The sequence below is a fragment of the Brevibacterium marinum genome (genome assembly GCF_011927955.1).
Taxonomy (GTDB): domain Bacteria; phylum Actinomycetota; class Actinomycetes; order Actinomycetales; family Brevibacteriaceae; genus Brevibacterium; species Brevibacterium marinum.
The window spans coordinates 2,202,418-2,226,342 of sequence record NZ_JAATJN010000001.1 but is presented as its reverse complement, the minus strand read 5'-3'; the positions used below and the strand labels follow the sequence as shown (position 1 = coordinate 2,226,342).

At 65.3% G+C, this 23,925-nt stretch carries 17 protein-coding genes; 3 read left to right on the top strand and 14 right to left on the bottom strand.

From position 1 onward, the window contains the following. Window positions 1–22: 22 nt before the first annotated feature. Window positions 23–1,627, bottom strand: a complete 1,605-nt coding sequence (aceB, locus tag BKA07_RS09805; RefSeq protein ID WP_167950740.1) for a malate synthase A — start codon at window positions 1,625–1,627, stop codon at window positions 23–25. Window positions 1,628–1,849: 222 nt separating this feature from the next. On the opposite strand from aceB, the gene BKA07_RS09800 reads away from it, so the two are divergent. After that, entirely contained in the window at window positions 1,850–3,820 is a 1,971-nt protein-coding gene (locus tag BKA07_RS09800) for an L-lactate permease (protein ID WP_342449026.1), read from the top strand. 168 nt (window positions 3,821–3,988) lie between these two features. Here BKA07_RS09800 and BKA07_RS09795 read toward each other — a convergent pair whose 3' ends face one another. The 5 genes from BKA07_RS09795 to BKA07_RS09775 all read right to left on the bottom strand — a co-directional run bounded on the left by BKA07_RS09795 (window position 3,989) and on the right by BKA07_RS09775 (window position 11,555). Then, window positions 3,989–5,635 carry a ribonuclease J gene (locus BKA07_RS09795; protein ID WP_167953068.1) on the bottom strand — a complete coding sequence of 549 codons (1,647 nt, stop codon included), beginning with the start codon at window positions 5,633–5,635 and terminating at the stop codon, window positions 3,989–3,991. A 34-nt stretch (window positions 5,636–5,669) separates the two neighbouring features. Continuing rightward, the gene (dapA, locus tag BKA07_RS09790) at window positions 5,670–6,593 is read right to left on the bottom strand and encodes a 4-hydroxy-tetrahydrodipicolinate synthase (RefSeq protein WP_167950739.1); all 924 of its coding nucleotides are present in this window, start codon (window positions 6,591–6,593) and stop codon (window positions 5,670–5,672) included. Window positions 6,594–6,837: 244 nt separating this feature from the next. Then, the gene (locus BKA07_RS09785; RefSeq protein WP_167950738.1) at window positions 6,838–8,580 is read right to left on the bottom strand and encodes a sodium:solute symporter family protein; all 1,743 of its coding nucleotides are present in this window, start codon (window positions 8,578–8,580) and stop codon (window positions 6,838–6,840) included. Window positions 8,581–8,910: 330 nt separating this feature from the next. Further along, entirely contained in the window at window positions 8,911–9,555 is a 645-nt protein-coding gene (locus tag BKA07_RS19795; RefSeq protein ID WP_167950737.1) for a TetR family transcriptional regulator, read from the bottom strand. Further along, window positions 9,552–11,555: an oxidoreductase gene (locus tag BKA07_RS09775; protein WP_167950736.1), complete on the bottom strand. Its 2,004-nt coding sequence runs from the start codon at window positions 11,553–11,555 to the stop codon at window positions 9,552–9,554. The genes BKA07_RS19795 and BKA07_RS09775 overlap by 4 nt, the downstream gene beginning before the upstream one ends. Before the next feature lie 147 nt (window positions 11,556–11,702). Between BKA07_RS09775 and BKA07_RS09770 the strand changes: the two genes are divergently transcribed. Beyond that, complete coding sequence (locus tag BKA07_RS09770; RefSeq protein WP_167950735.1) at window positions 11,703–13,010, top strand: heparan-alpha-glucosaminide N-acetyltransferase domain-containing protein; 1,308 nt, start codon at window positions 11,703–11,705, stop codon at window positions 13,008–13,010. Here BKA07_RS09770 and BKA07_RS09765 read toward each other — a convergent pair. From BKA07_RS09765 to BKA07_RS09735, 7 genes are all read right to left on the bottom strand, one after another. Beyond that, complete coding sequence (locus tag BKA07_RS09765) at window positions 13,003–13,461, bottom strand: hypothetical protein (protein WP_167950734.1); 459 nt, start codon at window positions 13,459–13,461, stop codon at window positions 13,003–13,005. The genes BKA07_RS09770 and BKA07_RS09765 overlap by 8 nt on opposite strands. Further along, window positions 13,461–14,210 carry a 4-hydroxy-tetrahydrodipicolinate reductase gene (gene dapB / locus BKA07_RS09760; RefSeq protein ID WP_167950733.1) on the bottom strand — a complete coding sequence of 250 codons (750 nt, stop codon included), beginning with the start codon at window positions 14,208–14,210 and terminating at the stop codon, window positions 13,461–13,463. Before dapB ends, BKA07_RS09765 begins: the two co-directional genes overlap by 1 nt. A 320-nt stretch (window positions 14,211–14,530) precedes the next feature. Then, window positions 14,531–15,157 (bottom strand): superoxide dismutase, encoded by a 627-nt coding sequence (locus BKA07_RS09755; protein WP_135539373.1) that lies wholly within the window; start codon window positions 15,155–15,157, stop codon window positions 14,531–14,533. Between the two features lie 243 nt (window positions 15,158–15,400). After that, a complete protein-coding gene (locus BKA07_RS09750; protein WP_167950732.1) occupies window positions 15,401–16,567 on the bottom strand; it encodes an acyl-CoA dehydrogenase family protein in 1,167 nt (388 codons plus the stop codon). After that, window positions 16,564–18,294: a thiamine pyrophosphate-binding protein gene (locus tag BKA07_RS09745; RefSeq protein ID WP_167950731.1), complete on the bottom strand. Its 1,731-nt coding sequence runs from the start codon at window positions 18,292–18,294 to the stop codon at window positions 16,564–16,566. The genes BKA07_RS09750 and BKA07_RS09745 overlap by 4 nt, the downstream gene beginning before the upstream one ends. Beyond that, complete coding sequence (locus tag BKA07_RS09740) at window positions 18,291–20,429, bottom strand: acetate--CoA ligase family protein (RefSeq protein ID WP_167950730.1); 2,139 nt, start codon at window positions 20,427–20,429, stop codon at window positions 18,291–18,293. The genes BKA07_RS09745 and BKA07_RS09740 overlap by 4 nt, the downstream gene beginning before the upstream one ends. 4 nt (window positions 20,430–20,433) lie before the next feature. After that, complete coding sequence (locus tag BKA07_RS09735; protein ID WP_167950729.1) at window positions 20,434–21,642, bottom strand: glutamate dehydrogenase; 1,209 nt, start codon at window positions 21,640–21,642, stop codon at window positions 20,434–20,436. A gap of 186 nt (window positions 21,643–21,828) precedes the next feature. On the opposite strand from BKA07_RS09735, the gene BKA07_RS09730 reads away from it, so the two are divergent. Beyond that, on the top strand, window positions 21,829–23,085 hold the full coding sequence (locus BKA07_RS09730) for an integrase catalytic domain-containing protein (protein WP_209043926.1): 1,257 nt from the start codon (window positions 21,829–21,831) through the stop codon (window positions 23,083–23,085). 92 nt (window positions 23,086–23,177) lie between these two features. Here the strand turns inward: BKA07_RS09730 and BKA07_RS09725 are convergent, their stop codons facing one another. Continuing rightward, entirely contained in the window at window positions 23,178–23,810 is a 633-nt protein-coding gene (locus BKA07_RS09725; protein ID WP_167950728.1) for a TetR/AcrR family transcriptional regulator, read from the bottom strand. Window positions 23,811–23,925 lie beyond the last annotated feature (115 nt).

The window sequence follows — 23,925 nt, the reverse complement described above, 5'->3', positions numbered from 1 at the left end:
GAGACTCCTGAACCGTGTGGACTCAGGGCATGCGGGCGTACGCAGGCAGCGTGAGGAAGTCGACGTATTCATCGGCGACGGCCACCGACAGGAAGGCGTCGGTGGCGTCCTTCCAATCCGCCTCCTCCCCCGGGAGCTTCGCGACCTCCTCGGCCACGACCCGGCGCACCAGATCCGCGGTGACGGTGACCCCGGTGTCGAGCTCGACCTCGGCGTCCATCCACTGCCAGACCTGGGACCGTGAGATCTCTGCCGTTGCCGCGTCCTCCATGAGTCCGTTGATGGCCACAGCACCGTTGCCTTCGAGCCAGGCCCGCAGGTACTGGATGCCCACGGAGATGTTGGTCCGCAGACCCTTCTCCGTCATGGAGCCCGGTGTCGACTTCACGTCGAGGAGGTCGGCGGCGGTCACGGAGACGTCCTCGCGCTTGTTCTCGATCTGGTTGGCGTTCTCACCCAGCGTCTCGGTGAAGACCTCCTTGCACAGGGCGACCATGCCGGGGTGGGCGACCCACGAGCCGTCGAAGCCCTTGCCGGCCTCACGCGACTTGTCCTCGCGGACCTTGTTGAAGGCGGCCTCGTTCTCTTCGGGGTCCTTCGAGGGCACGAAGGCGGACATGCCGCCGATGGCGTGGGCCCCGCGTTTGTGACAGGTGCGTACGAGGAGTTCGGTGTAGGCGCGCATGAACGGCACCGTCATCGTCACGTCCGAGCGGTCGGGCAGAAGGTAGTCGGAGCCGCGGGCGCGGAAGTTCTTGATCACGGAGAAGATGTAGTCCCAGCGGCCGGCGTTGAGGCCCGAGGAGTGCTCGCGCAGTTCGTAGAGGATCTCCTCCATCTCGAAGGCCGCGGGGTAGGTCTCGATGAGCACGGTGGCGCGGATGGTTCCGCGGGCCAGGCCGAAGGAGTCCTCGGCGTGGTCGAAGACCTGGTTCCACAGGCGTGCTTCGAGGTGGGACTCCATCTTCGGCAGGTAGAAGTAGGGGCCCTTGCCCTTCTCGATCTGCAGCTGACCGGCGGTGGCGAAGTAGAGGGCGAAGTCCACGAGGGACCCCGAGGCCTCCTCACCGTCGACGAGGATGTGCTTCTCGGGCATGTGCCAGCCGCGGGGGCGGACGACGATCGTCGGCAGCTCCTCATCGGGGACCAAGGTGTAGGACTTGCCCTCCGGAGAGGTGAAGTCGATCTCACGGTTGAGCGAATCGAGCAGGTTGAGCTGGCCGCCGATGACCGAGTCCCACTGCGGGGTGTTCGCATCCTCCTGGTCGGCCAGCCACACCTTGGCCCCGGAGTTCAGTGCGTTGATCGTCATCTTCTTGTACGTCGGACCGGTCATCTCCACGCGCCGATCCTCGAGACCCGGAGCCGGCGGTGCGACCTGCCAGCTCGGGTCGTTGCGGATCTCGGCGGTCTCGGGGAGGAAGTCGAGATCGGCGCCGGCCGCGATCTCGGCCTGACGCTTCTTGCGGGCCTCAAGACGTTCGAGACGCTCATCGTTGAACTTCCGCTGCAGTTCAACGATGAGTTCGAGGGCCTTCGGGGTGAGCACCTTCTCTGCTCGGTCCGGCAGTTCGCCGGTGATCTCCATGCCTGCTGGAACGTCCAGATTCTCGATATGAGCAGTCATCGGTGGTTCTCCTTAGTCAGCACCTTGGATGGTGCATCAGTCAGCACCTGTGGCGGTGCGTCGCTTGTCGCTGGCAGCGGGGTTTGAGCTGCGAAACTTTCACATCGTGAAATTTATTGTTCACACAACGAAAAGGATAGGAGGTGATGCACCTCTCGTCAAACGCCATCCTCCTCGTGAGACGCGGAAATCCCTTGACGGTATGACAGCCCACCGGGCACGATGAACGCAGGTACTTCGTCAGCGGAGACGACACCGTGTCAACTGTCCACCAGCTGGTGGCAGACGATGGGTCTCGGACTCCTCGACCAAGCGGCAAGGACGCCGCGGATCGGAATCACGATGGACAACCTCGCTGTCGCAGCGCTTCTGGCGCTGACACCCATTCTCCTGGCAGGAATCCTGCTCATCGGCTTTCGCTGGCCGGCGAAGTACGCGATGCCGATCGGCCTGGTAGCGGCCGCCCTGATTGCGAACTTCGCATGGCAGATCGAGTGGGTGACGATCGGCGCCTCCGTGGTCCAAGGCCTGTTCACCGCAGTCGGACTGCTGTGGATCGTGTTCGGGGCGCTCCTCCTCCTGGCCACGATCACCCGCTCGGGAGCGATTCAGACGATTCGTGCCGGATTCGTCTCGATCTCACCCGATCGGCGCATCCAAGTCATCATCATCGCCTGGCTCTTCGGCTCCTTCATCGAAGGCGCGGCCGGCTTCGGCACCCCTGCCGCGGTCGTCGCCCCGCTCCTGCTCGCGCTCGGCTTCCCCGCCATCGCCGCGGTGCTCGCCGGTCTCGTCATCCAGTCCACTCCCGTCAGCTTCGGCGCCGTGGGCACCCCCATGGTCGTCGGGATCGGCACGGGGCTGTCCCAGGAGGATGGCAGCATGTCCTCCGATGTGGCCGCCCGAGCGGCGGAACTCGGACTCGACCAGAGCGAATTCGTGGCGCACACCGCCGCCCAGGTCGCGCTCATGCACGGCGTCTGCGGAATCCTCATCCCTCTCCTGCTGTCCTGCCTGCTCACCGGATTCTTCGGTCGCAATCGACGCTTTGCCGACGGCCTGGCGGTGGCCCCGTTCGCGCTCTTCGCGGCACTGGCCATGATCGTGCCCTACCTTCTCGTGGCGAACCTGCTCGGACCCGAGTTCCCGTCCCTCATCGGCGGCCTCGTCGGTCTGGCGATCGTGGTCTCCGCGAGCAGGGCCGGCTTCCTGATGCCGAAGGAGACATGGGATTTCGCTCCACGCGAGATGTGGCCCAAGCACTGGATGGGCACCGTGGACCCAGCCGAAGAGGCGGCCGAGATGACGAAGAAGATGTCGCTGCTGCGGGCCTGGTCGCCTTACCTCGTCGTGGTCGCCCTCCTGCTGTTCACACGCAATGTGCCTTCGGTCAAAGAGTTCCTCACCGGCCCCGCGGTCCTCACCATCGAGGAGATCTTCGGCACCCCGATCAGCTCCGACATGGACCTCCTGTGGTCGCCCGGCTTCATCTTCGTCATCGCCTGCCTCGCCACCTACTTCATCCACCGGATGACCGGTGGCCAGATCACCGGCTCGTGGAAGATCGCCGGTTCGCAGATCGCCGGTGCCGCCGTGGCCCTTCTGTGTTCGCTGCCGTTGGTTCGCGTGTTCATCAACTCGGGCAGCGACTACAACGCCTCGGGCCTGGACTCGATGCCCGTGACCTTGGCCGAAGCCGCCGCCAGCACGGTCGGCAGCGGTTGGCCGCTCCTGGCCCCGTTCGTCGGCGCCCTGGGCGCGTTCGTCGCGGGATCGAACACCGTCTCGAACATCATGTTCTCGCAGTTCCAGTTCTCCACCGGCACGGCCATCGGGGCGGCCAGTCCCGAGACGATCGTCGCGGCGCAGGCGGTGGGTGGTGCCGCCGGAAACATGGTCGCTGTGCACAATGTCGTGGCCGCGTCGGCCACGGTCGGCCTCGTCGGACGTGAAGGGGAGCTCATCAGACGCACCTCCATCCCGATGCTCGTCTATTCGCTCACCGCCGGTGCCCTGGCATTCATCGGCATCAACGGCCTCGGGTTCAACGCGGGAACCGTCGTCTTCGGGGCGGTGCTCGTGGGCCTGATCGTGGCCGTCGTCCTCGCTCGGAGGGCGCCCGGGAAGCCACTCGTCGCGCCGAGCAGCGACATCGAGGAGCCGACGCCGAAGGCCCAGTCGCCGGAGTCCTGATACACCAGCACGCCGACACCTGCGGCGGCGCCGTCACCTCACCGCTTCGGCACCCTGAACCTGCAAAAGCACCCCGCGTGCGGGGTGCTTTTGCAGGTTGAGGTAGCTGAAGAAGACTCGACGCTCGCCGCAGCGGCACTCGGCGGTCGCCGCAGCGTGAAGACGAACTCAGACGATGACGACCATGGGCACGATCATGGGCTTGCGGCGCAGCTTCGAGGACGCCCAACGTCCCACGGTGCGGCGCACGACCTGCTGCAGCTGGTACTGGTCGGTCGTTCCGTCCTTGAGCGCATCCTCGACGGCCTTCGTGACCTTCGGCCGGATCGAGTCGAAGACGGAATCGGACTCGGCCACGCCGCGAGCATGGATCTCGGGGCCGGCTAGGAGGGACTTGGACTGGCTGTTGATGGCCATGAAGATCGTGACGAAGCCTTCGCCGGAGAGCACGAGACGGTCCTTGAGGTCCGCCTCGGTGATCTCACCGACCGAGGATCCGTCGACGAAGACGTAGTTGCAGTCCACGGCACCGACCACCTCGGCGCGGCCGTCCTTGAGGTCGACGACCCAGCCGTCGTCGGCGAGGACGATGTTCTCCGGATCAACTCCGGTCGCCTCGGCGTGCCTGGCATTGGCCAGCATGTGCCGCCATTCGCCGTGCACGGGCAGGACACCGCGGGGCTTGACGATGTTGTAGCAGTAGAGCAGCTCCCCGCCGGAGGCGTGGCCGGACACGTGGATCTTCGCATCGGCCTTGGAGATGACGTTGGCGCCCAGCTTCATCAGCCCGTTGATGACCTTGAACACGGAGTTCTCGTTGCCGGGGATGAGCGACGAGGCAAGGATGACGGTGTCGCCGTCGCCCACCTCGACGCGATGGCTGCGGTTGGCCATCCGCGACAGTGCCGCCATCGGCTCACCCTGCGAACCGGTGCACATGAGCACGACCTGATCGTCGGGGAGGTTGTCGACCTCCTTGATGTCGATGAGCGCGCCACGCGGAACCTCGAGGTACCCGAGCTCCTCGGCGATCTTCATGTTGCGCACCATCGAACGGCCGACGAGTGCGACCTTGCGACCGTGTGCGTCCGCGGCGTTGAGCACCTGCTGGACACGGTGGATGTGCGAGGAGAACGAGGCGACGATGATCCGGCGCTCGGCGTGGCCGAAGAGGTTCTCGAGGACGGGCCCGATGTCCTTCTCCAGGGCGGTGAACCCGGGGACCTCGGCGTTCGTCGAGTCCGTCATGAACAGATCCACGCCTTCCTCGCCGAGGCGGGCGAAGGCGCGCAGGTCCGTGATCCGGGCGTCGAGCGGGAGCTGGTCCATCTTGAAGTCGCCGGTGTGGAGGATGTTCCCTGCCCCGGTGCGGATGAAGACCGCGAGGGCATCGGGGATCGAGTGGTTGACGGCGACGAACTCGAGGTCGAAGGGACCGAGCTGATCGAGGTCGTCTTCCTTGACCACGCGGGTGATCGGCTTGATCCGGTGTTCCTTGAGCTTGGCCTCGATGAGCGCGATCGTCAGCTTCGATCCGAGGATCGGGATGTCGGCCTTGCGGCGCAGCAGGTAGGGCACGGCCCCGATGTGGTCCTCGTGTCCGTGTGTGAGGACGAGTCCGACGATGTCGTCGAGGCGGTCGTCGAGATAGGAGAAGTCGGGGAGGATGAGGTCGACGCCGGGCTGGTCCTCTTCGGGGAAGAGGACGCCGCAGTCGACGATGAGGAGCTTGCCGTGGTATTCGAACACGGTCATGTTGCGTCCGACTTCGCCGAGGCCGCCGAGCGCGACGATGCGGACCGCTTCTCGGTCCATCTTCGGCGGAAGCTTGAGCTCTTGGGTCAATGCATTATTCACTGAGGTAACCACTCCTGGTCAATTGGGCGGTCACGAGCGCCATCTGCTCCTCATCTGCTGGGAGCAGCGGCATTCGCGTTCCGCGGTTGTCGAGTATTCCTTGGGCCTGCAATGCGGCCTTCGCCGAGATGACACCCGGCATGTGGTTCATGAGTGCGTCGACCATGTCCCCCGTTTCGAGGGCGATCGCGCGAGCGGTGGCGAGGTCGTTGTTCACCACTGCCGCGACCATGTCGGCGAACTGCGGGGTGCAGACGTGACCGGCCACGGAGACGACGCCCAGGGCGCCGAGTGAGAGCAGCGGAAGGTTGAGCGCGTCCTCGCCCGAGTAGTAGACGAGGGAGCTGCGGTTCATCACCTGCGCTGAGGCGAAGAGGTCGCCCTTGGCGTCTTTGACCGCGAGGATGTTGGGGTGATCGGCCAGCCCGAGGAGCGTCTCCGTCCTGATGGGCACGCCCGCACGTCCCGGGATGTCGTAGAGCATGACGGGAAGGTCCGTCGAGTCGGCGGCCGCCCACATATGCGCGGCAATGGCCGGCTGGGTCGGCTTCGAGTAGTAGGGGGTGACGACGAGGATGCCGTCGGCTCCCGCCGCCGCCGAGCGCTTGGACAGATCGATGGTGTGTGAGGTGACGTTGTTGCCGGTCCCGGCGATCAGCTTGGCACGGTGTCCGACGACGCCGCGGACGACCTTGAGCAGCTCGATCTTCTCGTCGTCGGTCGTCGTCGGCGATTCGCCGGTGGTTCCGGACACGACGAGCATGTTGTTGCCGAGGTCGACGAGGTGGGTCGCGACCTTCTCCACGGCAGGATAGTCGATGGTTCCGTCGTGCTTGAACGGCGTGACCATCGCCGTGCCGACCGTACCGAACGCATCAATCGCAGCGGCTGCTGCGCTATCACCGAGAATCGCCATACGAAAAGGATACCGCGCACAGCTCACGACTGCGGCAGCGGCCGTGCGCGTGCCACGGATGCGTTTCCGCCCGGCTGGCCACCACCCGTCGCCGCATGCCGCTCATCGGCGGCATGCGCCGCGTTCACCCGGAGCGTTCGCGGTCGCCGCGGCACTGAGAGACAGATCACAGACTCGGGTGCTGTCGCCGGAGACGGTCCGGTGCATTTGCCGTCGATTCCTTGGCCAGCAGAAGGTGTGGCCTTCAGGAGGCACCGCTGTATGGAATTGCATACAGCACCACCATGACGACCGAGCAGAAGACGAGGCCGATGCCACAGATCGCCATGATGATCTTGGTCAACTTGAGGTCCTTCGGATCGCGATCTTCGTCCGGCACCGCGAGCAGTGTCCGCCGAAACGCGTTGCCCGCCTCGGATGGCACCTGGCCGATGTTTCCCGCCCACGTGCCCACGATGCTGGCGAGGAATCCGAGGATGACAGGATCGAGAATCGTCGGAAGTGTCAGTCCGGCGAACTCCGTGGCGCTGTTGAGCACCCCGACAACGAGAAATCCGCAGATCATTCCAACGCCGGCGCCTCGAGCGGTCAGACGCTCGCTGCGGACCGACCAAAAGGCGATCGGGCCCCATGAGGCGGCAAACAGGGTGGCTGCGAAGTATCCGATTGTCAGAACGGCAGGGCTCGCAACTGCGGTGATTGCCAGAACGATCAGACCGACGACGAACATGGTGATCCGAGAGGCCCACAGACCGCGTGTGCCTTCGTCTGCTGCGAAGCTTTCTGCCTCTGCCGACTCGGACCCCCTGACCGTCTCACCGGATACGTCGGCTAAGTCATGCGAGGCATATCCATTGTGCGAAGCCGTCGTGGCTGCGACAGCCGAGACGCTCTCCGCGCTCGTCGTGCCACGACGCAAGAGCACGGGAAGTATGTCATTGGCGGTGCTGAACCCGATAAGCGACAGAAACGATGCGGCAGACGAGAGCCCGGCCGCCACAATTCCGGTGACAGCGATGACTCCGACAACCGGAGGCATGACATTCTGGGCCGTCCAGATGAAGGCGACCTCCGACGGATCGATCGCAGGGTTGAACGCATTGATTGCGAAACCGCCGAACGTGAGAAAGAGGTAGATGGCGGCCAGCACCGCCATCGAAATCACGCCCGAACGTATGCACACGTGTTCGTTCTTCGCCATGAGGAAGCGACTCGACTGCCACGGACTGACTGCAACGACCGTGGCCCAGACGAGTCCGAGCGTCACACAGTACATGACGATATCCGCGTGGGAGCCCATATAGTTGGCTTCACCAGTCATCCCATGCCAGGCCAGGCCGTCCGGCTTCGGTGCCAATGCGGAGAGCTTCTCAATCGCCGCCCCCGGGCCACCGGCCTTGATGAGGACATACCCCATGCCCAGAACAGAGGCCACAGTGAAGACGAAGAACATCAGAGTGTCATTGACGAGGACTCCCTGGGACCCCGACAGCATTGTGAATAGAGTGTAGCTGGCCCACACGATGACGAGCAGCAAGGTCTCGTTCAGCCCGGTCAGCTGCACAAGCACGAGGACGAGCCCCTGGGTGACCGCCACGAGGTAGAGCCCGATGCCGACAACGACCATGGCCCCTGCGATGGCCTGGACTGCTTTGGAATCGAACCGCTTACCGAAGTATTCCGGAACTGTCAGAGCTTGGGAACGCCGCAGGTATCGGCCGAAGAACAGCACGCCGACAACGTAGCCGCACACATTGAACAGGGTCAGGAACAGCATCGGCACGGGATAGCCGTCGTAGGAGAAACCGAGCTCCCCCATGAACGACACCGTCGACAGGAAAGATGCGACCAATGTACCGGCTATGAGCAGGGTTGGGGCCGCTCGGCCGGCCACATAGTAGTCGGAGGTGTTCTTGACTTTCCGCCCGACGACTGCGCCGATGACCAAGTAGAGGATGAACGAGCCGAAGATTGCGAATGTGAACATCATCGTCCATCACCGCTCTGCTCGGAGCGTGGTTGCCGATTGCGAGTCTGTGTGGTTTTGACGGACGATTCGCCGACTCCCTTAGCTCCATAGTCTCGACTTGCTCCATAATCTCGACGGACGATGAGCCAGCCGAACATAATGATCGCTGCAGGAACCAACCCGTAGCAGATCGATACCAGGTATGTCCCTATCATGAGTTCTCCTTTGAACAACTTGTCTGAGTTCCATTGAGATTGTGTGAGATCTCTGGCCACGCAGAGTCTTCATGGGTGGAGGTCGCTGACCGCAGCCGCTGACGAATAGGAGCTGACTTGGTCACGCACCGGGTCACCTGGCCGATTCTCGTGCACGCGGGCGTTCCGAGCTCACGCCCAGCAGCGCCGCGGCCGTGAGTACGAGAGACTCCGCGATCCGGTCGGACGAGGCTGGAGCCCGACCGGCGACCGCCACGATGTCGAAGCCGTCGATGGCTGCGATGAGACTGTCGACGATGAGGTCCGCTTCTGCCGCCGGCCGGAAGCTGCCATCGCGGATGCCGGTGTCGAGGAGGGCGCGGAAATGCGACTTCCAACCGTCGAAGACCTCGTCGACCGAGGCCCGCAGGAAATCGTTGCGGCTCGAGACTGCGACGAGTTCCACCCAGACCTGCGAGCGTCTCCGGTAGTCTCCGATCGTCGGCACAGCGTGCAGACTGGACCGCAGTTTCTCCCACGCCGATCCGTGTGTCTGCGACAGGCCCGCAATGGCCTCGACGACCGAGCGACTGTGGGCCGAGAACGCCTGGACGATCAGGTCCTCCCGTGACCCGAAGTAGTACTGCAGCGTTCCTACGGAGACCCCTGCCGCCGCGGCGACGTCCTTCATCCGCAGGGATTCGGGACCGCGCTGCGCGATCTGGTCGAGCGTCGATTCGAGGATGGCCCCGCGCCTGGCCGTGACCTCCTCCGTGGAGTAGTGAGGACGGGGGGTCACGAGGCTGTCGCCACACTGCTCGCGGACTGCAGCCCCTCGAAGACCGCTTCCTCCACCGTCCGGGGCGCCAGAGCGTCCCCGATCACGCGCACGATCGCGGCACCGAAGTCGAGATCGGGGACGACCGACTTGGGCGCACCGGAGACGATTGTCGCCGCGACTCCATCGACCTCGTGGACGATCTCGCACAACGTCGACTGCAGGTATCCGGTCTCGCCGTCGACACCGACCAGCCGGGCGTCGTTGACGAAGTCGACTCCGGCTCGCAGTGCCTGGGCCACGAGCAGCGTGCGCGTGTACTGCTGGATCGCGGCTCCCGCGAAGTTCGCCGCCGTCGCCAGGGTCACCGGAACCCGGGCCTCGGCCAGACGCAGGGCGACGCCGAGCCCGATCCAATCGCCTTTCCAGTCGGTGACGAGCACACGCCCCGCCGGCAGTGTCGCTCGGCTGCTCAGATAGTCGCGGGCGCCGATGACAAGGGCTTCGTCGGCGATCTCGATGTCCGGCATGCGCTGGATCGCACCGCTTGCCACGATCACGTGATCGGCAGACAGCCCGTCGACCAGTGCCTGAGTCACCGGCGTCGAGGTGCGGATGTCGACGCCGGCGCGCTGCGCCTCGGCGCTGAGGTTCGTCGCCGCTCCCCCGAATTCGGCTCGGTAGGGCAGTTCCTGGGCCAGCAGCACGGCCCCGCCGAGGTGGGGCTCCCTCTCGCACAGAACGACGTCATCGCCGGCTTCGGCTGCCACCGCTGCCGCCTTGAGTCCGGCCGGGCCTCCCCCGATGACGAGCACGCGTCGGCGGGTCCTCACCGTCGGCCGGGGCAGGAAGGCCAGTTCTCTGCCGGATTCGGGGTACTGGATGCAGGAGATGGGCACACCCTGTTGGAAGTGACCGATGCAGGCCTGATTGCAGCCGATGCAGGCTCTGATCTCATCGACGGCATCACGCTGCGCCTTGCCTGCCATCGCGGGATCGCTGATCATCGCCCGCGTCATGATCGCCATGTCGGTGCGCCCCTCGGCGACGGCCTTCTCCGCCTCGTGCGGTTGGTTGATCCGACCCGCCACCATCACGGGGCGGTCGGTGATCTTCTTGACCTGTTCGGACAGGTTGGCCGCATAGGCCGGGTCGATCTGCATCGAGGGCGCGATGTGCGCCGCGCCCTGCAGGGTCGACGAGTCTCCGGCGGTGATCGAGAAGTAGTCGAGGCAGTCCACGCCGTCTGCTCCTCCGGTACCGGAGCCTGTCTTCATTCCGTCGAGATACTCGATGAGCTCGAGGACCTCGGTGGCGACCAGCCCGTCCTCGGTCTTCTCCTCCCCCGAGATCCTCAGACCCACCACCACGTCGGGCCCCACTGCTTCGCGGACCCCGGCGACCACCTCGGCGAGGAAGCGACGGCGGTTGACCGGACTCCCGCCGTATTCGTCGGTGCGGGTATTCACCCGTGGGCTGAAGAACTGGATGGGCAGATAACCGTGGCTGGCGACGATCTCGACCCCATCGATGCCGCTGTCGGTGATCCGTTTGGCGGCGCTCGCATACCCGGCGATGATCTCCTTGATCGCGGTCGTGCTCAGCGCCTCGGGGACGACCTTGAACCGCTCCTGCGCTTCATCGCTGGGCGCGACTGCGCGCGGGGCCATACCACGCTCGCCGTCCATGACCTCACGGCCGGGGTGGAAGAGCTGAGCGAAGATGGTGGCCCCGTGACGATGGACCGCATCGGCGACGGCCCGGTAGCCGGGCACCGAGGAATCGTCGGTGGCCATGAGCACGTGGTTGGTGTAGCGGGCGGTCTCGTGGACGCCGGAGACTTGGAGGACGATGAGTCCGCAGCCGCCTTCGGCGCGTGCTTCATGGTAGGCCACGAGGTCGTCGCCGATCATCCCGTGATCGTCGAGCACGGTGTCGTGGCCCGAGGACACGATGCGGTTGCGGATGGTCCGCCGGCCCAGCGTGATGGGGTCGAAGAGGTGCGGGAACAGTGAAGACATGATCATCCTTGATCCATGCGGGTACGAGCTGATCCATTATTCATATCACGATATTTATAACAGGGGAAGTGCCCGGCCCCCGGGCAGAGAAGCCCCCGCACCCGGACAGTGAATCGGCACTGGACCCGACCATGTGAGAATCGATGCATGAGCACTCACCGCTCCCCTGCCTCGGCGACGGCTACCGGTCGGACATTCCTGGAACGTCTGAGCCCCGCCGGTCGTCTCCTCGGGCTCGATGCCGCACGCGGGATCGCCCTGTTCGCGATGATGGTCACGCACATCTTCGAACTCTCGGACCTCGCGGGCTTCCCGACCTGGGCGGCGGTGTTCGCGGGGCGCGCCTCGGCCCTGTTCGCAGTCCTCGCGGGCTGCTCGCTGGTGCTCTCGACCCGGTCACGGATGGCCGAGTCCGGAAGACTGCTCGATGCTGTGCCCAGTGTGCTCATCCGTGCGGGTTCGATCATCGTCATCGGTCTGTGTTTGGGGTCGGTGTCGACGCTGCTCGCAGTCATCCTCGTCAACTATGGAGTCATGTTCGCGATTGCGATGCTGTTTCTGCGGCTGCGTGCGAGGATCCTCTTCCCCATCGCCTTGGGATGGATGCTACTCAGCCCGGTGCTCTCGATGCTCATTCGCAGCGAGTTCGGGCTCGAGTCCATGTACCATGCAATGTCGTGGTTCGAGCTGACGACTCCGCTGAGCATGCTCCAGGACCTTGTGCTGACCGGCTACTATCCGATTCTGCAGTGGCTGTCCTACATCCTGTTGGGGATGGCCGTCGCCAAGATCGACATCGGCAGACACCTCATCTCCCTCTTCGCCCTCGGGTTCGGGCTGCTTCTCGTGGGCAAGGGAGTCTCCTGGCTGCTGATCAACGTCGCCGGCGGCGGGACTGCTCTGGTTCGGGTGTCCGAACTGTACGGAACCGATCTCAACGCAGCGCTGTTCACCGGCAGCTACGGGGTGACGCCGCCGACGTCCTGGTGGTGGCTGGCGATCGCCGGGCCGCACTCGGGAACGCCGTTCGACATGACCTCAACCGCCGGTACCGCGCTGCTGACGATTGCGGTCTGTCAGTCGCTGGCCGTGCTGCTGGGTCGCCGCGCCTGGGCGTTGGCACCGCTGACAGCCGCCGGGTCGATGCCGCTGAGCGTGTACTCGGCCCACGTCGTCCTGCTCGAGATCACTCGGCCCTGGATTCTGGCCAATCCGATGCTCGGCGGTGAGATGTTGGGCCCCCGGACCGTCGAGTTCTGCCTGCATGCCATCATCTTCATCGGCTTCGCGCTGGTGTGGAAGCTGACGATCGGGACGCACGGGCCGCTCGAAGGGGCAATCGCCGCGATCATCCGCTCGGCGTCACCGGGCCCCGGGCAGGCGCAGGGCCCCGGGCCGGTGCCGGACTCAGGGCCGGCGCCGGGCTCCGGGCCGGTGCCGGGCTCCGTCAGGTAGTCTGTTTCGCGCCCGCCCGAAACAGACTGATCGCGTGGCGCATCGTCGACCTGGCGCGCTTGCGATCTCCGCATGCGTCGTAGGCACAGGACAGTCGGAACCATGACCGCCAATCCTCGGGAGCTGCCTCGGCCTCCGACTGGTACTGACCGAAGGCCTCATCTGCGGATTCGCGAATGATCCGTCCGCCCGGGGTGCGCGGCAGGTCGTCGACGGGCAGCCCGCCCTCGGATGCGAGGATGCGTGCCAGCTTCTCCGACCGGGCACCGAACATCAGCTCCACCACCAGGGTCCAGGCACCGATGATGGGCAGGACGAAAAGGGCGATGCCCATGATCCGGGGAACCAGATCGGGTTCTCTGACCAGAATCCACGCCCGCTGTCCCATCAGAACGAAGTAGAAGACGAGCAGGACGGAGACGATGATCGCCCCGATCTTGGCCTTCGACATCAGAGGTCGAGCATGTTCTCGAGGCCGTGCACCAGGCCGGTGTACTCAGAGATCGACCGCACGGCTGTGACGATTCCCGGCATGAACGCCGAGGTGGACAGCGAGTCGGTCCGGATCGTCAGCGCTTCACCGCTCGAGCCGAAGTGGATCTCCTCCGAGGCGGTCATGCCCTGCTGGCGGATCGCGTGCACGTGGATGCCATCGACGACGGCACCCCGGGCGCCGTCGGGATCCATCTCCGTCGCGTCGGGAACGTCAGGCAGCCCTGCGTCCTTCCGGGCAGCGGCGATCCGCTGGGCGGTGTGGTTGGCGGTTCCTGACGGGGCGTCGAGCTTGCGGGGGTGATGGATTTCGACCACCTCGGCGGAGTCGAAGTACGGTGCGGCCAGCTCCGCGAAGCGCATCGCCAGGACCGCGCCGATCGAGAAGTTGGGAGCGATGAGCACAGCCGTGTCCGAGTGGTCCTTCAGCAGGTCTTCGAGCCCGGACAGCTTCTGCGCGTCCCAGCCGGTCGTGCCCACGACGGTGTCGATCTCGTGCTCGACGAGGAAGCGCACATTCGCCTCGGTGGCTGCGGGGACGGTGAGTTCGACCGCGACGTCGATGTCCTTGTCGAGCACGCCCTCCAGCGAGTCGCTGCTGCCCAGGGTCGCGACGAGTTCGAGGCCTTCGGCCTCTGTGATGGCGTCGACGGCTTGGGCACCCATACGGCCCTGTGCTCCGATGACGGCTACTCGAATCGCATTCATAAGTTCGTAACTCCTTGCTCGACGATCTCCGCAGGCCAGTCTAACGACTCGGCACCCTGCGGTCGTCATCCGGTGATGTGGCCAACAGCGTCGATGCCCTCACCCACCTCGCCGATTCCGGCAACCTTCTGGGCGCTCAGCAACCTGTCGACGGGTTGCTGAGCGCCCAGAAGGATGCTGGGATTTCGCTGGCGCTCACGGGAGGGTGGTCGTGTGATCGGAGTTGTGGACACACGAGGCGGCCCGGGAACCGTCCGCGAGGTTCCCGGGCCGCCTTGAAGGGGTTATGCAGCTGCAACAGCTGCGATCAGTTCAACCGATCAGCCGAGCAGGAGGCCCTTGGTCTGAGCGACGGCACGGTCGAAGCGTGCGCCTGCATCCGCCCAGTTGACGATGTTCCACCATGCCTTGACGTAGTCAGGCTTGACGTTCTGGTAGTCGAGGTAGAAGGCGTGCTCCCACATGTCGAGCTGAAGAACCGGGGTTCCGCCGAGCTGGATGTCCGACTGCTGGTCCTTGAGCTGCTCGATGAAGAGGTTTCCACCGAGCTGATCGTAGACGAGCACGGCCCAGCCGGATCCCTGAATCGTGGTGGCTGCCGTGGTGAAGTGCTCACGGAACTTGTCGAAGGAGCCGAACTGGTCGTCGATGGCCGCTGCGAGTTCGCCGACGGGCTTGTCGCCGCCGTCCGGGGACATGTTGTTCCAGAAGATCGAGTGGTTGACGTGTCCGCCGAGGTTGAACGCGAGGTCGCGGGTCAGCTTCGGCACGTTGGCGAGGTTGCCGGACTCGCGGGCTTCGGCCAGCTGTTCAACGGCGGTGTTCGCACCCTTGACGTAGGTTGCGTGGTGCTTGTCGTGATGCAGCTCCATGATGCGAGCCGAGATGTGCGGCTCGAGAGCGGAGTAGTCGTAGGGCAGTTCCGGAAGTGTGTACTGCTCAGCCATGAGATTCCTCCTGATGAGAATTGATGTCCGCCAGAGTCGGCGGCTTGTTTTCGACCCTATATCAGGGTCTCACTAGGGACAACAGGGCTACGGCACGCCCTATTCCAGATGACGAGAAGTGATCTCGGAAAATGTCGCGCCACTTCAGAGACGAATGCGCCGCCTCACAACCGATTGTGCCGTCCCACAACCGATTGCGCCGTCTCACGGCAGATTTCGCCTTCCCACGACGGATCGCCCGCCTCACGGCAGGTTGCGTGAGATGAGCAGCCGCATGATGTCCGAGGTGCCCTCCTCGATCTCCTCGAGTTTGGCATCGCGCATCCACTGCTCGACCGGGTGTTCGCGGGAGTACCCCCAACCTCCCAAGGTCTGGACTCCAGCCCAGGTGCAGAACATCGCCGTCTCGGAGGCGCCCAGCTTCGCCATCGCCGCCGAGGCGGTGACCGTCTCCCGTGGCACGTCACCGCCCGCATCGATCATCCGCGCCGCGTTGAGGACCTGCAGCCAAGCAGCGTCGATCCGCGACGCCATGTCCGCCAGGCGGAAGCCCACGGCCTGGTGATCGATGACCGGTGAGCCGAACTGTGTGCGATCCCGTGCATAGTCGCGGGCGTATTCGTAGGCGGCCCTGGCCGTGCCCAGTGCCGCAGCGCCGAGGACCACACGGGAGATGTCGAAGGTGCGCATAAGCCCGTAGAAGCCCTGTCCCTCCTCGCCGAGGCGGTTGTCCGTGGGCACGAATGCATCGTCGAAGAAGATCTCGCGACACACGATCGCGCGCTGGCCCATCTTCTTCATCGGTGCCCCGAAATCCATGCCCGAGGTCTCGCGGGGCAGGAGGAAGGCGCTGACCCCGCGGGAGCGCTGCGAGGGATCCGTCTTCGCGAAGACGACGTAGCTGTCGGCCAGCCCCGCGTTCGAGATCCAGGCCTTCTGCCCGTTGAGGACGTACCCTCCGTCGACGGCTGTCGCCCGAGTGGTGATCGAGGCCGAGTCGGATCCGGAACCCGGTTCGGTCGTTGCCAGCGCGGTGAGGTTCGGGTCGGGCCCGGTCAGCGGACTCAGCCACATCTCCTTCTGGTCCGTGGTTCCCAGCGCGAGGATCGGATCGGCGAAGAACCCGTTGGAACACAGGAGATTGCCGATGCCGGGGTCTCCGAAGCACAGCTGCTCCTGAACGAGGCATTGGGTGAAGACGTCGGTGAATCCGCCACCCCCGTACTCTTCGGGGATCATGAAGTCGGTGATGCCCACGCGTGCCGCCTCACGGAACAGTTCGACCGGCGACTGGGTATCGGCTTCGTCGACGGCTCGCGCTGCCGGACGAATCCTGTCTTTCGCGAAGGTCCGACACAGTTCGATGATGTCGTTCTGCTCATCGGTCAGCGGCCAGGGTGTGTAGCTCATGTCAGATCGCTCTCCTCGTTCTTCCGGGGCCGGTCGTGGGCGTCTCGGGGTCGGTCGTGCTGCCGGGATTCGTCGTTGTCCCGGGACCGGCCCAGCATGTCGGTCGCGGCTCGTGAGTCCTCGGTCATGTGGATGAGGCTCGGTCCGGCGAAGTCCTCCGCGTCCCTCAGCGCCGACAGCAGCTGAGCGCGCGTATCGATGTGGTGGCCGCGAGCGCCCATCGATCTCGCCAAGGCGGGGAAGTCGGGTCCCAGCAGTGCCACACCCGCAGGAGTGTCACCGCGATCGGCCATCTCGTTCCGGATCTCGCCGTAGCCGCCGTTGTCGACGATGATGAGGGTCAGCGACACCCGCGCCTGCACCGCGGCGGCGAGTTCGGTGATCGTGAACATCGCACCGCCGTCGCCCTCGATCGCCACGACCGTGGACTCGGGGACGGCGAGTTTCGCCCCGATCCCGGCCGGCAGACCGTAGCCCAGTGTTCCGGCTCCCGCAGGGTAGAGGAAGCGGTCGCCTCGGCGGGCGTTCCATCCGGTCTGGACTCCGTAGTAGCAGCACATCGTGGAATCCGCGGCAACGATGACAGTCGATTCCGCCGAGGCGGTGTAGTCGTTGAGTGCTCCGCTGAGAATTGCCCAGGGTGTACCGTCGTTCGCGGCTGCCGCAGCGATCGTCTCCTGCCGACTGCGCAGCCACTCGAGTGCCGACTGTGAGAGGCTGGGCGATCTGGTCTGCTGCAGTCGGTGTGTCAGGGCGGTCGTCGAGTCCTTGGCGTGGGCCGGGATCGGGTGGGTGACGCGGGCGTTGCGCAGCATCTGGATCTCGTCGAGGTCGATGCGCACGACCGTGTGCGGCAGCGGCAAGGGTTCGGGCCAGAAATCGCTGGGCGCGAGTTCCGTGCCGATGGCCACGACTGCGTCGGCGGCGCCGAGCAGGTCGGGCAGCTCCTCGAGGACTCCGATGGCGCCGAGGCAGTTCTCGAACCCGTCGTCGATCGTGCCCTTGGCATTCGAGGACAGGATCACCCCGGCTCCGAGCGCCTCGGAGAGCTCTTCGATCTCCGGTCCGGCACTGCGGGCCCCTGCACCGACGATGAGGAGGGGGCGCTGGGAGCCCGCCAGCGCCTCTGCGGCGGATCTGATGGCCGAGGGTTCGGGTGCCGGGACACCTCGGGTCACCGCCGGGTGCAGCCATCCTGGTCCCTCCGTCTCGATGAGGTCGAGCGGAATCTCGATGTAGGCGGGGCGGGCGCGACCGGTCCGCATCGTCGACAGGGCCTGCCCGAGTGCCAGCGACACCTCGCCGGGACTCGTCACCCGGTGGCTGTCGCCGAGGATCGCTTCGATCGCCTGGCTCTGATTGCGCACCTCATGGAGGAGCCCATTGCCCCGCCCGGGGTGGGTCAGGGGCATGCCGGGGCCGATGAGCAGGACGGGGACCGAGTCGGTGAAGGACTGAAGCAGCGCGGTCAGGGCGTTGAGCACAGCCGGCCCCGTCGTGGTGACGACGACCTGCACTTCGCCGGAGGCGCGGGCGGCGCCGTCTGCCATGAACCCGGCGCCCTGTTCGTGTCGAGGCGTGATGATCTCGATGTCCTCGGCCGCCAGCTGTGCGAAGATCTCGAGGTTGTGCGTCCCTGGGATCCCGAAGACCCGTGTGATTCCCTCGGCTCTCAGCGCACGGGCCAGGTGTGCGCCACCGGTGATCTCGGCCCGTTCCTCTGTCATTGTGGCTCCTTCTCGTCGTCACCGCGGTCGTCGGTCTCGGTCGCGGCATCACCGCGGCCGCCGCTGTCGTGACTGCAGTCGTTCTCGTCATCGCTGTCGGTCTCGTCACTGCCGCGGTCGGTCACGACGAGCGCGTCGACCGCGAGTGCTCCGGCGGGGGTGACCCGGACCGGGTTGATCTCGATCTCCTGGATCTCATTGTGCCCCGCGATGAGGCGGGAGACGGAGACGATGATCTCGGCCAGCTCGTCGAGGTCCGCCGCCGTCCTGCCCCGCCACCCGGTGAGGAGCCGGTAGCAGGTGAGTCGGGAGATCATATCGAGGGCTTCCGCGTGCGAGACCGGTGCCAGTTCCAGCCACGTGTCTCCGTAGAGTTCGGTCTCGGTCCCGCCCGCACCGACCATCACGATCGGCCCGAATTTCTCGTCCCGTCGCCCGCCGACGAGGATCTCGACGACCTCGTCGCGGGTGTCCATCTCTTCGACGATGTACTCGCCCTCGCCGAGTCGGCCGATCATCTCCCCATGGGCGTGCTCGAGCGCTGCGGCATCGCCCAATCCGAGGGCGATGGCCCCGAGTTCGGTCTTGTGCGCGGGCCACCCGGCCTTGAGCACGAACGGCGGGGTCAGTCCGGACTGTGCCAGCGCCTCGGCGAGTTCGGTTCCGCGATTCAGGGTCATGGCTCGCGGCATCGGGACCCCGGCCGCCGTGAGCGTGTTCCGGGCAGCGCCATAGCCGGTCCCCCATGGGGTGACCGGCCCCGACTGCTCCAGGGCCTCGGTGATGCGGCCCGAATGCGCGGCGTAGAAGCCGGCGCGCGCGATGACTCGCATGGCCGATTCGATCGAGGTGTAGACGGGTATCGAGTTCTGCCACAGCGCCGCGACGGCCTGGGAGTCGGCACTCATCGAGTGGACGATGAGGGGTTTGCGGTGAGTTCGCACGACCTCGCCCAGCCGATCGACCTCGGCCAGCTCCGCGTCCAGAAGAGCAGCGACGTCCTCGCCGTAGCAGCCGAAGTAGCCGCTGAGGACGACGGCGTCGATCGTGTCGTCGCGCAGGAGGGCGTCGACAAGTGAGGAGTGGACCGACAGATCCGCTTCCCCCGCCCCGTCGAGATCGATCGGATTGTCGATGTGCCCGGCCTGTGGCAGGTGCTCTTCGACGCGCAGGCGGGTGGGTGTGGAAAGGACGTCGACGCTCAGCCCGTGGCTCTCGGCCCGGTCCGCGGCGATGGCTCCCTGCCCGCCGGAGTCCGAGATGATGGCGAGTCTCCTGCCTGCGGGCAGCCAGGATGTGGCGAAGTATCCGGCGAGTTCGACGGCTTCGACCGGCGTATCCAGTCGGATGGCGCCGGCGGCGCGACAGGCCGCATCGACGGTGTCCCTCGCCGAGGTGAGCGAGCCGGTGTGTGAGCGGGCGAGCCTGGCACCGGCGTCCGATTGGCCCGTAGTCAGTATCATCGTGGGCTTTCCGGCCGCACGCAGTCCCTGCATGGCGGTAACGAGTGCGCTTCCGCCGGTGAAGGACTCGAGGTAGATGACCACCTGGGTGGTGTCGACGTCGTCGACGAGGGTGTTGAGGACCTCTGCGGCCCGAACGTCGGACTGTCCCCCGATGGAGGCGAAGCGGGAGATGCCCAGCCCGCTGCGCGCGGACAGGGTCGCGATCTCCGTTCCCAACTGGCCGCTCTGCGTCACGACGGCCAGGGACCCGGGGGTGAAGTTGCCCCAGGCCAGAAGCAGATCGTTGCCCGAATCGACGATGCCCAGCGATGACGGGCCGATGAGGCGGGCACCGGCGGAGACGATGCGGGCGGCAAGATCGGCGGCGTCGGGGACCCGGGCCGAGACGATGAGGAAGGCCCCGACCCCGGCATCCAGCGCTTCCGTGACGACCGAGTGGACCCCGCTGCCGGGGATCGAGACCACCAGCAGCTCCGGAACCTCCGGCAGATCGCCGAGGCTCGCGTAGGTGGGTTGGGCCTGAATCGAGGCCACTCGTGAGTTGATGAGGTGCACCCGGCGCCTCTCGGCACCTCTGAGGGCACCGGCGGAGAGCCAGAATCCCCATTTCGCGGGGTCGTTCGACGCCCCGAGGATGGCCACGCTGGAGGGGTCGAAGAACCGATCCATGATTCTAGGGTCCGACCATCGTGTCGGCCACCTCAGCAGCGGCCCCGGCTTCGGGGCCGGCCGGCGCCCGCAGCCGTTCGAGATTGGCATCGACCCGTGCCTGAGCAGCCTGCCTGACGGAGATATGTCGCCGATCGGCCTCTCTCAGCACGTCTTCCGTGAGCTCACGCAGAGTCGTGGTCACCAGCCGGCGGGTGTCCTCCCAGCCGCCGTCGACGTCGCCGAACGTCACCCACCACCACCAAGCGTTCGTGCCGGAGTTCGCGAGGAAGTCGGGCACCACCGTCACCCCGCGGTCTCGCAGCCGAGACTCGGCCGCGGGCAGCACGGGCATGTTCGCGGCTTCGACGATGAGCCCGGCATTGACGGCATCACAGTTCTCGGCCGTGATCGCGTAGCTGACCGCGGCGGGCACGAGCACATCGCAGTCGGCACTCAGCCAGCCCTCGCGATCACCGTCGCTGTCGCCGGGACGCAGGGCCGAGCGGTCGATGCCGCCGAAGGGATCGCGGGTCGCCAACAGGGTCTCGACGTCGAGGCCGGCCGGGTTGGTCACGAACCCGTCGGCGTCGGCGATGCCGACGATCCGCACCCCCGCCTCGGCGAGGAACCGGGCGCTCGCCCCACCCATCGATCCGAATCCCTGGATCACTGCGGAAGCGGTTGCCGGATCCGACCCCTGGGCCGCAAGTGTAGTGATCGCCGAGGTGGCCACGCCGAGTCCGCCGACGAGTTCGTCCTGGGACAGGCCGTCGACGACGGTGCCGAATGCCGCGGCGGTCCGCTCGGCGGCCGCACTCGGATCAGTGAGCAGCTTCTCGATCGCCGCCAGTGCACTGCCGAGCCCGCGGGAGGAGACGATGTCGTCGATGTCGCTCTGGCGGACTCCGAGGTCCTCACCGAGTGCCCAATAGCTGCGCATGATCGGATTCACGGCGATGAGGAATCGTTCGAGGACGTGCTTGGCCCTCGGGTCCCGTGGGTCGAAGTCGATGCCTCCCTTCGCACCTCCGATCGGGACGTAGGCTCGACCCGGTCGGAAGTGGATCGCCTCCTTGCGGGTCATCGCCTGCGCCAGGCCCCGCACCTCCTCCAGGGTGCATCCCTCACGCATCCGCAGCCCTCCGGAGGCGGCCCCTCGAACGAGAGTGTCGATGACGACGAATCCGTGTGCTCCGGTGCCCGGATCCTGCCAGGTGATGTCCATGAACATGTCGCTCCCAAGGATTTAACTGAACCGCTGTTCAGTACAAGTCTGCTCCCAGTCTGGCGTCCCGCGCAACATGCGTCAAGAGCGCGACAAGACTCAGATAAACAGCCCGGATGCCACCCTCGGTGCCTCATATACTTTTGCCCGCGAAATGGTGGATCCTCGGAAGCTATGGGGAGTGAACTGTCGATGGCGACTCGTACAGAGATCACCACGAAATACGCCAGGCAATACAAGAAGGCTTCGAAGAAGAACAAGGGCGCCGTGCTCGACGAAGTCGTGGCAGTCACGGGGTGGACCCGCGACAACGCTCGACGGCGTCTGACTCAGGCAGCTAAACATCCGCCAGGGCCCGGCCGGCAGGTCGCCAAACAGCCTCGGAAGCCGCGTGCGAGGAAATACTCCTACGACGCGGTCAAGGTTCTCCAGCGCGTGTGGGCGATCTCGGGCGGCCAGTGCGGCAAATACCTTCACGCCACGATGCGCATCCTCCTTGACCTCCTCGAAGCCCACAACGAGCTCACCACCGGCCAGGACCGCTACGACAAGCACGTGCGCAAGGAGCTATTGGCGATGAGTCCGGCCACGATCGACCGGTACCTCAAACCTATGCGAGCCAGGGACGCGATCAATGGGATCTCAACAACGAAGCCGGGTTCTTTGCTACGCTCGGCGATCACGATTCGGCGGGCCGGTGACGAGGTCGAAGACGAACCCGGCTTCTTCGAAGGCGATACCGTCGCCCACTGTGGTCCTGTCGAGTCTGGGGAATTCGCACGCACGCTCAACCTCACCGATTTCCATACCGGGTGGACGTTCTCGCGCACGGTGCGTAACAACGCGCATACGAACATTCTGGCCGGATTGAAGACTGCGGCTCGTGAGATTCCGTTTGAGATTACTGGTCTGGACTTCGATAACGGGTCGGAGTTCCTCAACCAATACGTCATCGAGTGGGCCGGATCGAAGGGTATCTACTTCACCAGGTCCAGGCCGTATAAGAAGAACGATCAGGCCACCATCGAGTCGAAGAACAATCACGTCGTGCGCCGGTACGGATTTTACTATCGCTACGACACTGATCTGGAGCGACGAGCATTGAACCGGTTATGGCATCTGGTCAATGATCGGGTGAATTATCTGATGCCCACGGTCAAACCGACTGGGTATGGGTCGACGAAGAATGGGCGGCGTAAACGGATCTATGATGCTCCGCGAACACCGTTCGACAGGCTCCTCGAGGCCGGCGTGCTCTCGCCAAAACAGGTCGAGGAGATGACGGCGTATCGCGATGGTCTCAATCCGGCGAAGATCGCTGCTGAGATCGCTCGGGTCCAGGACCGGTTGCTGGTGCTATCGAGCAAGAAGACTGAGCAGCTCTATCTAGCGTCGTTCCCGTCAGCGTTGCCGGATGTGCGCAAGGGTGTGCGAGTCAAGACGGGGTAAGTTTCGCGGGCAAATCTATGTGAGGCATCGGAAACTTTTCGCGGGCATATTGACATGAGGCATTACGGAGCGCGCCGAGGCGCCCGCGACATTCATTCGAGCTCCCGGGCGACGAAGGCCTCGACCCATCGAGACAGGGCCGCCGGGGAGACGGATTCGGGGTTGAAGATGAGCTGGACCGCCAACCCATCGAGGTAGGCGAGAATCCGCGTCGCACAGGCCTCGGCCGCCTCCGTGGATGTGGCCTCCGCCACCCCTGCGGATGTAACCTCCGCAGTGCCAGCGCACCGGAACTCTCCGGCTTCGAGGCCTTCGACGATGAGTCCCGAGAGGATCGTCTTCCAGTCGCGGTCGAGCGCGGCGAACGTCGACCTCACCTCGGCGTCGAAGAGCCCGGCCGACCAGCCGTCGATCCAGATTTTCCAGCTTCGCGTCGACCCGGTCGGCATGTACCACCGGACGACGTCGCTCAGCCTTTCCGTCGCCGGCCTGCGACCGGTGGCGAGGCGACGCGCGCGATAGAGGTCGTTCTCCCCGGCATGCGCGAAGGCCGCAGCGACGAGCGCTTCCTTCGTCACGAAGTGGTAGATGACCAGGCTCGGACTCAGGCCCAGCCGGTCGGCGACATCGGCGACTCGGAGGGTGCGCAGGCCCGTGCTCTCGATCTCCTCGACGGTCGCGGCCAGGATCTCCTCCCGGCGATCCGATGCACTCTTCCTGGGCATTCAGTCCCTCTCCCCCACAGACTCAAATGGCTGTACAGCAGGGAATCTGCTGTACAGCCATTCTAAGCGCCCGCATTGCGAGCAGGGCGGCCACGCTGCGAGCAAGTCGACCACA

Excerpts from the sequence above, each read along its gene's own strand:
- BKA07_RS09730 (WP_209043926.1), top strand. The coding sequence starts at position 21,829 with ATGGCGACTCGTACAGAGATCACCACGAAATACGCCAGGCAATACAAG.
- dapA (WP_167950739.1), bottom strand. The coding sequence starts at position 6,593 with ATGGCGATTCTCGGTGATAGCGCAGCAGCCGCTGCGATTGATGCGTTC.
- BKA07_RS09740 (WP_167950730.1), bottom strand. The coding sequence starts at position 20,429 with ATGGATCGGTTCTTCGACCCCTCCAGCGTGGCCATCCTCGGGGCGTCG.
- BKA07_RS09770 (WP_167950735.1), top strand. The coding sequence starts at position 11,703 with ATGAGCACTCACCGCTCCCCTGCCTCGGCGACGGCTACCGGTCGGACA.
- BKA07_RS09725 (WP_167950728.1), bottom strand. The coding sequence starts at position 23,810 with ATGCCCAGGAAGAGTGCATCGGATCGCCGGGAGGAGATCCTGGCCGCG.
- aceB (WP_167950740.1), bottom strand. The coding sequence starts at position 1,627 with ATGACTGCTCATATCGAGAATCTGGACGTTCCAGCAGGCATGGAGATC.
- dapB (WP_167950733.1), bottom strand. The coding sequence starts at position 14,210 with ATGAATGCGATTCGAGTAGCCGTCATCGGAGCACAGGGCCGTATGGGT.
- BKA07_RS09745 (WP_167950731.1), bottom strand. The coding sequence starts at position 18,294 with ATGACAGAGGAACGGGCCGAGATCACCGGTGGCGCACACCTGGCCCGT.
- BKA07_RS09755 (WP_135539373.1), bottom strand. The coding sequence starts at position 15,157 with ATGGCTGAGCAGTACACACTTCCGGAACTGCCCTACGACTACTCCGCT.
- BKA07_RS09775 (WP_167950736.1), bottom strand. The coding sequence starts at position 11,555 with ATGTCTTCACTGTTCCCGCACCTCTTCGACCCCATCACGCTGGGCCGG.
- BKA07_RS09800 (WP_342449026.1), top strand. The coding sequence starts at position 1,850 with ATGAACGCAGGTACTTCGTCAGCGGAGACGACACCGTGTCAACTGTCC.
- BKA07_RS09750 (WP_167950732.1), bottom strand. The coding sequence starts at position 16,567 with ATGAGCTACACACCCTGGCCGCTGACCGATGAGCAGAACGACATCATC.
- BKA07_RS09765 (WP_167950734.1), bottom strand. The coding sequence starts at position 13,461 with ATGTCGAAGGCCAAGATCGGGGCGATCATCGTCTCCGTCCTGCTCGTC.
- BKA07_RS09785 (WP_167950738.1), bottom strand. The coding sequence starts at position 8,580 with ATGTTCACATTCGCAATCTTCGGCTCGTTCATCCTCTACTTGGTCATC.
- BKA07_RS09795 (WP_167953068.1), bottom strand. The coding sequence starts at position 5,635 with ATGGACCGAGAAGCGGTCCGCATCGTCGCGCTCGGCGGCCTCGGCGAA.
- BKA07_RS09735 (WP_167950729.1), bottom strand. The coding sequence starts at position 21,642 with ATGTTCATGGACATCACCTGGCAGGATCCGGGCACCGGAGCACACGGA.